We start from the raw sequence: 13,572 nt of genomic DNA, 5'->3' as shown, positions 1-13,572 counted from the left end.
TCCCTGCTCTGCGGGTCTCCCCGCCTCTTCCGGCCCCTCCTGCCTCCGGGGGTGTGCCTCCGGGCCGTTCACGGCTTCAGCGGCAGAAGGCTCTGGAGGAACTTGCCGGTGTGGCTCTCGGGAGCCGCCGCGACCTCCTCCGGGGTGCCCTCGGCGACGACCAGGCCGCCGCCGCTGCCACCCTCCGGGCCCATGTCGACTATCCAGTCGGCCGTCTTGATCACATCGAGGTTGTGCTCGATGACGATGACGGTGTTGCCCTTGTCCACCAGCCCGGACAGCACCCCGATCAGCTTGCGGATGTCCTCGAAGTGCAGGCCGGTGGTGGGTTCGTCCAGCACGTAGACCGTGCGCCCGGTGGAGCGCCGCTGCAGTTCCGAGGCGAGCTTCACCCGCTGTGCCTCGCCACCGGAGAGGGTGGGCGCGGACTGGCCGAGCCGGACGTAACCGAGCCCGACGTCGTTGAGGGTGCGCAGATGGCGGGCGATGGCCGGGACCGCCTCGAAGAACTCCAGCGCCTCCTCGATCGGCATGTCCAGCACCTCGGCGATGGACCTGCCCTTGTAGTGCACCTCCAGGGTCTCCCGGTTGTAGCGCGCGCCGTGGCAGACCTCGCACGGCACGTACACGTCCGGCAGGAAGTTCATCTCGATCTTGATGGTGCCGTCGCCGGAGCAGTTCTCGCAGCGGCCGCCCTTGACGTTGAAGGAGAACCGCCCCGGCAGGTAACCGCGCACCTTCGCCTCGGTGGTCTCCGCGAACAGCTTGCGCACATGGTCGAAGACACCCGTGTAGGTGGCCGGGTTGGAGCGGGGGGTGCGGCCGATGGGGGACTGGTCGACATGGACGACCTTGTCCACCAGGTCGTCGCCCTCGACCCGCACATGCCGGCCCGGTACCGCCCTGGCGCCGTTCAGCTCGCGTGCCAGATGGGTGTAGAGGATGTCGTTGACCAGGGTGGACTTGCCCGAGCCGGAGACACCCGTGACGGCGGTGAGCACCCCCAGCGGGAAGGACACGTCGACGTTCCGCAGGTTGTTCTCCCGCGCTCCGCGCACGGTCAGCACCCGCTTGCGGTCCACCGGGCGCCGCTTCGCGGGGGTGGGGATCGCCTTCCGCCCCGCCAGGTACTGCCCGGTCAGCGAGGCGTCGTTGGCGAGCAGCTCCTTCAGTGGACCGCTGTGCACCACCTTGCCGCCGTGCTCGCCCGCGCCCGGGCCGATGTCCACCACCCAGTCGGAGGTGCGGATGGTGTCCTCGTCGTGCTCCACGACGATCAGGGTGTTGCCCAGGTCGCGCAGCCGCACCAGGGTCTCGATCAGCCGGTGGTTGTCGCGCTGGTGCAGCCCGATGGACGGCTCGTCCAGCACGTAGAGCACGCCCACCAGGCCGGAGCCGATCTGGGTCGCCAGCCGGATGCGCTGCGCCTCGCCGCCCGAGAGCGTCCCGGCGGCGCGGTTGAGGGAGAGGTAGTCCAGACCGACGTCCACCAGGAACCGCAGCCGCTCGTTGACCTCCTTGAGGACCCGCTCGGCGATGGTCTTCTCCCGGTCGGTCAGCTCCATGACGCGCAGGAAGTCGGCGCACTCGCTGATCGACATCGCGGAGATCTCCGCGATCGACCTCCCCTGCACCGTCACGGCCAGGACCACCGGCTTCAGCCGCGTGCCCTCGCAGGCCGGACAGGGCACCTCGCGCATGTAGCCCTCGAACCGCTCCCGGCTGGAGTCCGTCTCCGCCTCCGAGTGCCGCCGCCGCACATAGGGCACCGCGCCCTCGAAGGCCGTGGTGTACGAGCGCTCCCGCCCGTAGCGGTTGCGGTAGCGGACCGCGATCTGGGTCCGGTGGCCGTTCAGCAGGGCCTTCCTCGCCCGGGCCGGCAGCCCGCCGAAGGGGATGTCGGTACGGAAACCGAGCGCGTCGGCCAGCGCCGAGACCAGCCGTCCGAAGTACTCCTTGGTGTGCCCGTGCGACCAGGGGTGGATCGCGCCCTCGTCCAGTGACTTGTCCGGGTCGGGGACGATCAGCTCCGGGTCGACCTCCATCCGGGTGCCGATGCCGGTGCACTCCGGACAGGCGCCGAAGGGCGAGTTGAAGGAGAACGAACGGGGCTCCAGCTCCTCGAACGACAGGTCGTTGTACGGGCAGTACAGGTGCTCGGAGTACATCCGCTCGCGCTGCGGGTCGTCCTCGGGCAGGTCGACGAAGTCGAGGATCACCATGCCGCCCGACAGTCCGAGGGCGGTCTCCACGGAGTCGGTCAGCCGCCGCTTGGCGCTCTCCTTCACCGTCAGGCGGTCGACGACCACCTCGATCGTGTGCTTCTCCTGCTTCTTCAGCTTCGGCGGGTCGGACAGCTGGACCGTGGCCCCGTCCACCCGGGCCCGGCTGTACCCCTTGGCCTGCAGCTCGGCGAAGAGGTCGGCGAACTCGCCCTTGCGCTCGCGCACCAGCGGGGAGAGCACCTGGAAACGGCTGCCCTCCCCGAGGGAGAGCACCTTGTCGACGACGGCCTGCGGGGACTGCCGGGCGATCGGGCGGCCGCACTCGGGGCAGTGCGGCTTGCCGATGCGGGCGAACAGCAGCCTGAGGTAGTCGTAGACCTCGGTGATGGTGCCGACCGTCGAGCGGGGGTTGCGCGAGGTGGACTTCTGGTCGATGGAGACCGCCGGGGACAGGCCCTCGATGAAATCCACGTCCGGCTTGTCCATCTGCCCCAGGAACTGCCGGGCGTAGGAGGACAGCGACTCCACGTAGCGGCGCTGGCCCTCGGCGAAGATGGTGTCGAAGGCGAGCGAGGACTTGCCCGATCCGGACAACCCGGTGAAGACGATGAGGGAGTCACGGGGGAGGTCGAGCGAGACGTTCTTCAGGTTGTGCTCGCGAGCCCCACGGACGATGAGACGGTCGGCCACGCCGGTGTGCACCTTTCGTGCGGGAGGAGGGGACGGAGCCCCCGCCCAGGGTAGAGGGAGCGCCGCCGCGGTGTCGCATCGCTTGCGCACCGCGAGCTTATAGCACGCGCTTTCGATTTACGGCCATCTCCCGCCACCTTCACCCGGAGGAGTGACGGAGCTAGCTTTGGATCATGACGTCACCAGCCGCCGGCCCCGCCGGCCCCGCCGACTCGACCGTCCCCGCGGCGGACCTCGCCGCCCTGCGCGAGTCCACCGAACGTCTCCTGGCCGCCGTGGCGGGGCTGGACGACGCATCCGTCGCCGAGCCCTCGCTGCTGCCCGGCTGGACCCGCGGCCATGTCCTGGCGCACCTGGCCCGCAACGCCGACGCCCTGGCCGGGGTGCTCGCCGGGCGCCCGATGTACCCCAGCGCCGAGGCGCGCGAGGCCGACATCGAGCGGGACGCACCCCGCCCCCTCGCGGCGCAGCTGGCGGACCTGCGGGACGCCGACGCGCGTCTCGGGCGGGCGATGGACTCCCTCGCCGGTGAGCGGTGGGGGGCCACCGTGGCGCTGCGCAACGGCGTCACCGACCTGGCCTCCTCGCTTCCCTTCCGCCGGCGGATCGAGGTCGAACTGCACCATGTCGACCTCGGTATCGGCTACACCCTGCACGATCTGCCCGCCGACTTCACCGAGCGCGAACTGGAGAACATGGTCCGGCGCTTCGCGGGGCACCCCGGTGTGGCGCCCCTGGAGCTGCGGACCGGGGACGGCCGGGTCCGGCGCACCGGACGCGCGGCCGCGGCCGGGACGGAGCCGGTCGTCGTCACGGGACCGCCCACCGAGCTGATGGGCTGGCTCACCGGACGCACCACGGGTGGCGGACTCACCGTCTCCGGCGGTGTCCTGCCCGCCCTGCCGCCGCTCTGAGAGACTGACCGCGGGACCGGTCACCGACCGCGTGCCACCCCGTCCCGGAAGGAGTTCCGCAGCCTCATGCCGTACACAGGAAAGGTCGTGGCCGGCGGCCCGGCGGACGTCCACGAGCTGACCGACCTGATGATCTCCAAGGCCGCGGTCGGCCCCCTGGAGAACAACGCCTACCTGCTGCGCTGCCGCGCCACCGGCGAGCAGCTCCTGATCGACGCCGCCGACGAGCCCGACACCCTGCTGAACCTCGTCGGCGGGGACGGCCTCGCCGCCGGCGTCGTCACCACCCACCGGCACGGCGACCACTGGCAGGCGCTCGACGCCGTCGTCCGGGCCACCGGCGCCCGCACCCACGCCGGGCGCCACGACGCCGAGGGCATCCCCGTCCCCACCGACGTGCTCCTGGACGACGGCGACACCGTCACCGTCGGCCGGGTCGCCCTCACCGCCCGGCACCTGCGCGGCCACACCCCCGGCTCCGTCGCCCTGGTGTACGACGACCCGCACGGCCATCCGCACGTGTTCACCGGCGACTGCCTGTTCCCGGGCGGCGTCGGGAACACCCGCGGCGACGCCGAGGCCTTCGCCGCCCTGCTGCACGACGTGGAGACCAAACTCTTCGGCGAGCTCCCCGACGAGACCTGGGTCTACCCCGGCCACGGCGCCGACACCACCCTGGGCGCCGAGCGGCCGCACCTGCCCGAGTGGCGCGAACGGGGCTGGTGACGGCGGCGGTACGGCTCCGCCGCGGGGCGGCGCGGGGATCCCGCCCGTCCCGCTGCGCCCCGCCGCCCGCCGTCGTACGCCGCCAGTAGGGTGGCAGCATGGCAGACCCCTCCAGCTACCGTCCCAGGCCGGGCGAGATCCCCGACTCACCGGGGGTCTACCGGTTCCGCGACGAGCACGGCCGGGTGATCTACGTCGGGAAGGCGAAGAGCCTGCGCCAGCGGCTCGCCAACTACTTCCAGGACCTGGCGGGCCTCCACCCGCGCACCCGCACGATGGTCACCACGGCCGCCTCCGTGGAGTGGACGGTGGTCTCCACCGAGGTGGAGGCACTCCAGCTGGAGTACTCCTGGATCAAGGAGTACGACCCCCGGTTCAACGTCAAGTACCGCGACGACAAGAGCTACCCCTCCCTCGCGGTGACGCTGAACGAGGAGTTCCCGCGCGTGCAGGTGATGCGCGGCCCGAAGAAGAAGGGCGTGCGCTACTTCGGCCCGTACGCGCACGCCTGGGCGATCCGCGAGACCGTGGACCTGCTGCTGCGGGTCTTCCCGGTGCGGACCTGCTCCGCCGGGGTCTTCAAGCGTTCCGCCCAGATCGGCCGCCCCTGCCTGCTCGGCTACATCGGCAAGTGCGCCGCCCCCTGCGTCGGCCGGATCTCGGCCGAGGACCACCGGCTGCTCGCCGAGGAGTTCTGCGAGTTCATGGCCGGGCGCACCGGGACCCATCTGCGCCGCCTGGAGCGGGAGATGCGGGAGGCGGCCGAGGAGACGGAGTACGAGCGGGCGGCCCGGCTGCGCGACGACATCGAGGCGCTGCGGCGCGCGATGGAGAAGAGCGCCGTCGTCCTCGCCGACGCCACCGACGCCGATCTGATCGCGGTCGCCGAGGACGAACTGGAGGCCGCCGTGCAGATCTTCCACGTCCGCGGCGGCCGGGTGCGCGGCCAGCGCGGCTGGGTCACCGACAAGGTGGAGGAGGTCACCGCCGCCGGACTCGTCGAGCACGCCCTCCAGCAGCTCTACGGCGAGGAGCGGGGCGACGCCGTGCCCAGGGAGGTCCTGGTCCCCGCCCTGCCGGAGCCGGTGGAGCCGGTCGCGCAGTGGCTGGCGGACCGGCGCGGCTCCACCGTGGACCTGCGCGTCCCGCGGCGCGGCGACAAACGGGCCCTGCTGGAGACGGTGCAGCGCAACGCGCAGCAGGCCCTCGTCCTGCACAAGACCAAACGAGCCTCCGACCTGACCACCCGCTCCCGCGCCCTGGAGGAGATCGCCGGGGCGCTGGGGCTGGACTCGGCGCCGCTGCGCATCGAGTGCTTCGACGTCTCCCATCTCCAGGGTGAGGACGTGGTCGCCTCGATGGTGGTCTTCGAGGACGGCCTGGCCCGCAAGAGCGAGTACCGCCGCTTCCAGATCAGGGGCTTCGCCGGCCAGGACGACGTGCGCGCGATGCACGAGGTGGTCTTCCGGCGCTTCCGCCGCTATCTCCAGGAGCGGCAGCGCACCGGGGAGTGGGGCACCGGCGCCTCGGAGGCCCCCGGTGGCCGGGACGAGGCCGGCCCCGCCCCGGCCGAGCGGGCCGCGCCCGGTGCGGACGTGACCGGTGCGGAGGTGAGCGGTCCGGAGGTGACCGGACAGCAGGAGACCGGGCCCGGTACGGGACGGCCGCCCAGGTTCGCCTATCCGCCGCAGCTGGTCGTGGTGGACGGCGGGCAGCCGCAGGTGGCCGCCGCCCGCCGGGCCCTGGACGAGCTCGGGATCGACGACGTCGCCGTGTGCGGGCTGGCCAAGCGCCTGGAGGAGGTGTGGCTGCCCGGCGAGAGCGACCCGGTGGTCCTGCCCCGCACCAGCGAGGGGCTCTACCTGCTCCAGCGGGTCCGCGACGAGGCGCACCGCTTCGCCATCCGGTACCAGCGCGGCAAGCGGTCGCGGGCGCTGCGGGCGGGCCCCCTCGACGCCGTCCCCGGCCTGGGGGAGTCCCGCAGACAGGCGCTGATCAAGCACTTCGGCTCGGTGAAACGGCTGCGCGCCGCCACCGTCGAGCAGATCCGCGAGGTGCCGGGCGTCGGGCAGAAGACCGCCGAGGCCGTCGCCGCGGCCCTGGCGCAGGCGCCCTCGCCCGCCCCGGCGGTGAACACCGCCACGGGTGAGATCCTGGAGGGCGCCGAGCACGCCGAGAACGGGTAGGCGCGCACGTACGAGTACGAACGACAGCACCGGCCGCCCCGTCGGCGCGCCGGCCGGCGGGGGGAGACACCGATGAGCGAGCACACGGAACACGGAGCGCAGGTGGCCACGGACAAGAGCAAGGCGGCGGACACCGGGGGCGCCGAGGGCGCGGCCGACGCCGAGAACCCCATGAGCGCCGAGAACGCCAAGAGCGCCGCCATCCCCGAACTGGTGATCATCTCCGGCATGTCCGGGGCGGGCCGCAGCACCGCCGCCAAGTGCCTGGAGGACCTCGGCTGGTTCGTGGTGGACAACCTGCCGCCCGCCCTGATCCCGACCATGGTCGACCTGGGCGCCCGCTCGCAGGGCAACGTCGCGAAGATCGCCGCCGTGGTCGACGTCCGGGGGCGGCGCTTCTTCGACAACCTGCGCGAGTCCCTGGCCGACCTCGACGCCAGGAACGTCACCCGGCGGGTCGTCTTCCTGGAGGCCTCCGACGACGCACTGGTGCGCCGCTTCGAGTCGGTGCGCCGCCCCCACCCGCTCCAGGGCGACGGGCGGATCGTCGACGGCATCGCCGCCGAGCGCGACCTGCTGCGGGAACTGCGCGGCGACGCCGACCTGGTCATCGACACCTCCGGTCTCAACGTCCACGAACTGCGCGCCAAGCTCGACGCCCAGTTCGCGGGCGAGGAGGAGCCCGAACTGCGGGCGACGGTGATGTCCTTCGGCTACAAGTACGGCCTCCCCGTCGACGCCGACCTCGTGGTCGACTGCCGCTTCCTGCCCAACCCGCACTGGGTGCCCGGGCTGCGGCCGTACACCGGTCTCAACGAGGAGGTCGCGCGGTACGTCTTCGACCAGCCCGGCGCCAAGGAGTTCCTGGACCGCTACGCGGAACTGCTCCAGCTCATCACCACCGGCTACCGCCGCGAGGGCAAGCGCTACGTGACCGTCGCGGTGGGCTGCACCGGCGGCAAGCACCGCAGCGTCGCGATGTCCGAGAAACTGGCCCGCCGGCTGGCCGCCGAGGGCGTGGAGACGGTCGTCGTCCACCGGGACATGGGACGCGAGTGAACATCCGCACCCGGAGACTGAAACGCCTGGTCACCGCGCGCACGAGCCGGGGCGGGACACCGAAGGTGGTGGCGCTGGGCGGCGGCCGGGGGCTGTCCGCCTCGCTCGCCGCGCTGCGCCGCATCACCCGGGACCTGACCGCCGTGGTCACCGTCGCCGACGACGGGGGCTCCAGCGGGCGGCTCCGCGACGAGCTGGGCGTCCTGCCGCCCGGGGACCTCCGCAAGGCCCTGGCCGCGCTGTGCGGCGACGACGAGTGGGGCCAGACCTGGGCCCGGGTGATCCAGCACCGTTTCGTCAGCCGGGGCGAACTGCACGAGCACGCCGTGGGGAACCTGCTCATCGTCGCCCTGTGGGAGCAGCTCGGCGACCACGTGGCGGCGCTGGACCTGGTGGGGAGGCTGCTGGGCGCGCACGGCCGGGTGCTGCCGATGTCCGCCGTACCGCTGGAGCTGCGGGCCCTGGTGCGCGGCCACGATCCGGCCCTGCCCGACGAGGTCACCACCGTCCGCGGCCAGGCCACCGTCGCCCTCACCCCCGGCGAGGTGCAGCAGGTGCACCTGGTGCCGCACGACCCGCCGGCCGTCCCGGAGGCCGTCGAGGCGGTTCTCGACGCGGACTGGGTGGTGCTCGGCCCCGGCTCCTGGTTCTCCTCGGTGATTCCGCACCTGCTGGTGCCCGAGCTGCTCCAGGCGCTCACCGAGACCAGGGCGCGCCGGGTGCTGTCGCTCAACCTGGTGCCGCAGCCGGGCGAGACCGAGGGCTTCTCCCCGCAGCGTCATTTGGAGGTTTTGGCCCGACACGCCCCTAAACTCGCCTTCGACGTGGTGCTGGCCGACCGGGCCGCGGTGCCCGACGAGGAGGGCCTCCGTGCCGCCGCCCGGCGGCTCGGCGGCTCGGTCGAGCTGGCGCCGGTGGCCTGTGCGGACAGTGTGCCCCGGCATGATCCGGAGCTTCTGGCGGCCGCGTACGACCGGATTTTTCGAATGCATGGAAGGATCGGCCCATGGCGATGACGGCAGCGGTGAAGGACGAGATCTCCCGGCTCCCCGTCACCAGGACCTGCTGCCGGAAGGCGGAGGTCTCGTCGATCCTGCGGTTCGCGGGCGGCCTGCACCTGGTGAGCGGCCGGATCGTGATCGAGGCGGAGCTGGACACCGGCATCGCCGCCCGCAGACTCCGCAAGGACATCCTGGAGATCTTCGGACACGCCTCCGACCTGGTGGTGATGGCGCCGGGCGGGCTGCGCAGGGGCAGCCGCTTCGTCGTACGGGTGGTGGCGGGCGGTGACCAGCTCGCCCGGCAGACCGGGCTGGTCGACGGCCGCGGCCGCCCGGTGCGGGGGCTGCCGCCGCAGGTGGTCTCCGGCGCCACCTGCGACGCCGAGGCGGCCTGGCGCGGGGCCTTCCTCGCCCACGGCTCGCTCACCGAGCCCGGCCGCTCCTCCTCCCTGGAGATCACCTGCCCCGGTCCCGAGGCCGCCCTCGCGCTGGTCGGTGCCGCCCGGCGGCTCCAGATCGCCGCCAAGTCCCGTGAGGTGCGGGGCGTGGACCGGGTCGTCGTCCGTGACGGCGACGCCATCGGCGCGCTGCTCACCCGGCTGGGCGCCCACGAGTCGGTGCTGGCCTGGGAGGAGCGGCGGATGCGCCGCGAGGTGCGGGCCACGGCCAACCGGCTGGCCAACTTCGACGACGCCAACCTGCGCCGCTCGGCCCGCGCCGCGGTGGCCGCGGGGGCCCGGGTGCAGCGCGCGCTGGAGATCCTCGGCGACGACGTCCCCGAGCACCTGGCCGCCGCCGGACGGCTGCGGATGGAGCACAAGCAGGCATCCCTGGAGGAGCTGGGCGCGCTCGCCGACCCGCCGCTGACCAAGGACGCGGTCGCGGGCCGTATCCGCCGGCTGCTGGCCATGGCCGACAAGCGCGCCGCCGATCTGGGGATCCCCGGCACCGAGTCCACCCTGACCGAGGAGATGGTCGGCTGATCCGCCGGTCCGGCGCGTCCCGGGCCGGCCGCGGCCCGAGGCCCGCAGCGCGCCCGGCGGTGGCCGATGTCACCCCGGGACGCCCGGCGCGGTAGGGTCGGCAGTGGTCGGGGACATCCCAAACAGCATTCGCCGGTGTCCGCACCGGCGTACCTAACGAGGAGATCGGTTCGTGACGATCCGCGTAGGCATCAACGGCTTTGGCCGCATCGGTCGCAACTACTTCCGCGCGCTTCTGGACCAGGGCGCGGACGTCGAGATCGTCGGTGTCAACGACCTGACCGACAACGCGACCCTGGCACACCTGCTGAAGTACGACAGCATCCTGGGCCGCCTGACACAGGACATCAGCCACACCGCCGACACCATCACGGTGGGCGGCAAGACCTTCAAGACGATGGCCGAGCGCGACCCGGCCGCCCTGCCCTGGGGCGAGCTCGGCGCCGACATCGTGATCGAGTCCACCGGCATCTTCACCAAGCGCGAGGACGCCGCCAAGCACCTGGCGGCGGGCGCGAAGAAGGTCCTGATCTCGGCCCCGGCCAAGAACGAGGACCTCACCGTCGTCATGGGCGTCAACCACGAGTCCTACGACCCGGAGAAGCACCACGTCGTCTCCAACGCCTCCTGCACCACCAACTGCGTGGCGCCGATGGCCAAGGTGATGGACGAGAGCTTCGGCATCGTCAAGGGCATGATGACGACCATCCACGCGTACACCAACGACCAGCGCATCCTGGACTTCCCGCACAAGGACCTGCGCCGCGCCCGCGCCGCCGCCGAGAACATCATCCCGACCTCCACCGGCGCCGCCAAGGCCACCGCCCTGGTCCTGCCGCAGCTCAAGGGCAAGCTGGACGGCATCGCCATGCGCGTCCCGGTCCCGACCGGCTCGGTCACCGACCTCGTGCTGGAGCTCGACCGCGAGGTCACCAAGGACGAGGTGAACAACGCCTTCCAGAAGGCCGCCGAGGGGCAGCTCAAGGGGATCCTGGACTACACCGAGGACCCGATCGTCTCCTCGGACATCGTCAGCTGGCCCGCCTCCTGCACCTTCGACTCCTCCCTGACGATGGCCCAGGGCAAGCAGGTCAAGATCGTCGGCTGGTACGACAACGAGTGGGGCTACTCCCAGCGCCTCGTGGACCTGACCGTCTACGTCGGCGAGCGGCTCTGACCGCGCTGCTGCTCCACCGCAGCGCCGAGATGTGACACAGCGGGGCTCGCAGGGCGCGACGAGGCGCCCGGCGGGCCCCGTCTCGCGGAAAACCACCACTGACGGAGCCGTACATTGAAGACGATCGACGATCTGGACGTGTCGGGCAGGCGGGTCTTCGTCCGCGCCGACCTGAACGTACCGCTCGACGGCGGGACGATCACCGACGACGGCCGTATCCGCGCCGCCCTCCCGACGATCACCAGGCTGGCCGAGGCCGGTGCGAAGGTGATCGTCGCCTCCCACCTGGGCCGCCCCAAGGGCGCCCCGGACCCGAAGTTCTCCCTCGCCCCCGTCGCCGGGCGGCTCGGTGAACTCCTCGGCAAGGACGTGGCGTTCGCCTCCGACACCGTCGGCGAGTCCGCCGCCGCCACCGTCGCCGCCCTCGCCGGCGGGCAGGTCGCGGTCCTGGAGAACCTGCGCTTCAACGCGGGCGAGACCAGCAAGGACGAGGCCGAGCGCGGCGCCTTCGCGGACCGCCTCGCCGCTCTCGCCGACCTCTACGTCGGTGACGGCTTCGGCGCCGTGCACCGCCGCCACGCCTCGGTCTACGACCTCCCGGCGCGGCTGCCGCACGCCGCCGGCGACCTCATCGCCACCGAGGTCGGTGTCCTGCGCCGGCTCACCGACGACGTCAGCCGCCCGTACGCGGTGGTCCTGGGCGGTGCCAAGGTCTCCGACAAGCTCGGTGTCATCGAGCACCTGCTGGAGCGCGCCGACCGCATCCTCATCGGCGGCGGCATGGCGTACACCTTCCTGAAGGCGCAGGGCCACGAGGTCGGTTCCTCGCTGCTCCAGGAGGACCAGGTCCCGGCCGTCCAGGGCTATCTCAAGCGCGCCGAGGAGCGCGGGGTGGAGTTCGTCCTGCCGGTGGACGTGGTCGCCGCCGCCTCCTTCCCGGACCTGGGCGCCAAGACCGCCACCGACCCCGTCACCGTCGCCGCGGACGCCATCCCGGCCGAGCTGATGGGTCTGGACATCGGCCCGCGCAGCCGCGAGCTGTACGCGGCCCGCCTCGCCGACGCCGCCACCGTCTTCTGGAACGGCCCGATGGGCGTCTTCGAGCACCCGGACTACGCCGACGGCACCCGTACCGTCGCCCGGGCGCTGATCGACAGCTCCGCCTTCACCGTCGTCGGCGGCGGCGACTCCGCCGCGGCCGTCCGCATCCTGGGCTTCGACGAGAACGCCTTCGGGCACATCTCGACCGGCGGCGGCGCCAGCCTCGAGTACCTCGAGGGCAAGACACTTCCCGGCCTCGCCGCACTGGAGGACTGACACACGATGGCCACCCGCACCCCGCTGATGGCGGGCAACTGGAAGATGAACCTCAACCACCTCGAGGCCATCGCCCATGTCCAGAAGCTCGCCTTCGCCCTGAACGACAAGGACCACGAGGCCGTCGAGGTCGCGGTCCTGCCGCCCTTCACCGATCTGCGCTCGGTGCAGACCCTGGTCGAGGGCGACAAGCTGAAGATCCGCTACGGCGCCCAGGACATCTCGGCGCACGTCTCCGGCGCGTACACCGGGGAGGTCTCCGGCGCGATGCTCGCCAAGCTGCACTGCGCCTACGTGGTCGTCGGCCACTCCGAGCGCCGCCAGTACCACAACGAGACCGACGGGCTGTGCAACGCCAAGGTCAAGGCCGCCTACCTCAACGACCTGACCCCGATCCTGTGCGTCGGCGAGGGCCTGGAGGTCCGCAGGGCCGGTGACCAGGTCGCCCACACCCTCGCCCAGGTCGACGGCGCGCTGAAGGACGTCCCCGCCGAGCACGCCGCGAGCATCGTGATCGCCTACGAGCCGGTGTGGGCCATCGGCACCGGCGAGGTCGCCACCCCCGAGGACGCCCAGGAGGTGTGCGGCGCGATCCGCGGCCGGCTGGCCGAGCTGTACGACCGGGAGCTGGCCGAGAAGGTCCGCATCCAGTACGGCGGTTCGGTGAAGGGCGGGAACGTCGCGGCGATCATGGCGCAGCCGGACGTGGACGGGGCGCTGGTCGGCGGCGCCTCGCTGGACGTGGACGAGTTCGTGCGGATCGTCCGGTTCCGCGACCAGTGACGGGACGGACGGCCCGCCGTCGGCCGGTGACGGCGGGCCGTCCACGTCGTACCCTGTCGGGGCCGGGAGCGTACGCGCGTACCCCTCCCGGCCCCGTACCCTGCAAGTCCCGAGAGTTTTCCGCAGACATCCGTCCGAGAGAGTTGGTCCAGCCGTGATCATGGGGTTCTCCATCGCCCTCGTCGTCTTCAGCCTGCTGCTGCTGCTGCTCGTGCTGATGCAAAAGGGGAAGGGCGGCGGCCTCTCCGACATGTTCGGCGGCGGCATGCAGGCGTCCATCGGCGGCTCCTCGGTCGCCGAGCGCAACCTCGTCCGCCTCACGGTGGTGGTCGGCCTCCTCTGGTTCGCCGTCGTCGTGGCGCTCGGCATCCTGATGAAGCTCGACGCCTGACACCACACGGCTGTCCCGGCCTATCATGAGGCTCACGCCCGACGGCCCGGAGGGCGGTAACTCCGGTCTGCGGGCGCGTGTTGGGCCCCACATACACCGGGGCACCCGCCGCGGAACCGT

General features: G+C 72.1%; 11 protein-coding genes. 10 read left to right on the top strand and 1 reads right to left on the bottom strand.

Features of this window, described 5'->3' with window-relative positions; genetic code table 11:
* Window positions 1-68: 68 nt before the first annotated feature.
* Window positions 69-2,915 (bottom strand): excinuclease ABC subunit UvrA, encoded by a 2,847-nt coding sequence (uvrA, locus tag CUT44_RS06975; RefSeq protein WP_100201285.1) that lies wholly within the window; start codon window positions 2,913-2,915, stop codon window positions 69-71.
* A gap of 173 nt (window positions 2,916-3,088) precedes the next feature.
* Between uvrA and CUT44_RS06970 the strand changes: the two genes are divergently transcribed.
* The 10 genes from CUT44_RS06970 (at window position 3,089) to secG (ending at window position 13,452) form a co-directional block, all read left to right on the top strand.
* Entirely contained in the window at window positions 3,089-3,829 is a 741-nt protein-coding gene (locus CUT44_RS06970) for a maleylpyruvate isomerase family mycothiol-dependent enzyme (protein WP_100201284.1), read from the top strand.
* Between the two features lie 66 nt (window positions 3,830-3,895).
* The gene (locus CUT44_RS06965) at window positions 3,896-4,555 is read left to right on the top strand and encodes an MBL fold metallo-hydrolase (protein ID WP_100201283.1); all 660 of its coding nucleotides are present in this window, start codon (window positions 3,896-3,898) and stop codon (window positions 4,553-4,555) included.
* A 98-nt stretch (window positions 4,556-4,653) separates the two neighbouring features.
* A complete protein-coding gene (uvrC, locus tag CUT44_RS06960; protein WP_100201282.1) occupies window positions 4,654-6,741 on the top strand; it encodes an excinuclease ABC subunit UvrC in 2,088 nt (695 codons plus the stop codon).
* 72 nt (window positions 6,742-6,813) lie between these two features.
* Window positions 6,814-7,800 (top strand): RNase adapter RapZ, encoded by a 987-nt coding sequence (rapZ, locus tag CUT44_RS06955; RefSeq protein WP_100201281.1) that lies wholly within the window; start codon window positions 6,814-6,816, stop codon window positions 7,798-7,800.
* Window positions 7,797-8,816, top strand: coding sequence for a gluconeogenesis factor YvcK family protein (locus CUT44_RS06950; protein WP_100201280.1), 1,020 nt, complete (start codon window positions 7,797-7,799; stop codon window positions 8,814-8,816). The genes rapZ and CUT44_RS06950 overlap by 4 nt, the downstream gene beginning before the upstream one ends.
* Window positions 8,807-9,784 (top strand): DNA-binding protein WhiA, encoded by a 978-nt coding sequence (gene whiA / locus CUT44_RS06945; RefSeq protein WP_100201279.1) that lies wholly within the window; start codon window positions 8,807-8,809, stop codon window positions 9,782-9,784. Before CUT44_RS06950 ends, whiA begins: the two co-directional genes overlap by 10 nt.
* Before the next feature lie 172 nt (window positions 9,785-9,956).
* On the top strand, window positions 9,957-10,961 hold the full coding sequence (gap, locus tag CUT44_RS06940; RefSeq protein WP_100201278.1) for a type I glyceraldehyde-3-phosphate dehydrogenase: 1,005 nt from the start codon (window positions 9,957-9,959) through the stop codon (window positions 10,959-10,961).
* Window positions 10,962-11,075: 114 nt separating this feature from the next.
* Complete coding sequence (locus tag CUT44_RS33870; RefSeq protein WP_100201277.1) at window positions 11,076-12,278, top strand: phosphoglycerate kinase; 1,203 nt, start codon at window positions 11,076-11,078, stop codon at window positions 12,276-12,278.
* A 6-nt stretch (window positions 12,279-12,284) separates the two neighbouring features.
* A complete protein-coding gene (tpiA, locus tag CUT44_RS33865) occupies window positions 12,285-13,061 on the top strand; it encodes a triose-phosphate isomerase (RefSeq protein WP_100201276.1) in 777 nt (258 codons plus the stop codon).
* Window positions 13,062-13,221: 160 nt separating this feature from the next.
* Window positions 13,222-13,452, top strand: coding sequence for a preprotein translocase subunit SecG (secG, locus tag CUT44_RS06925; protein ID WP_199185634.1), 231 nt, complete (start codon window positions 13,222-13,224; stop codon window positions 13,450-13,452).
* Window positions 13,453-13,572: the final 120 nt, after the last annotated feature.

The sequence above is a fragment of the Streptomyces carminius genome, from assembly GCF_002794255.1.
GTDB lineage: Bacteria > Actinomycetota > Actinomycetes > Streptomycetales > Streptomycetaceae > Streptomyces > Streptomyces carminius.
The sequence above is the reverse complement of the archived record's forward strand: the minus strand, read 5'-3'. Positions and strand labels throughout refer to the sequence as shown.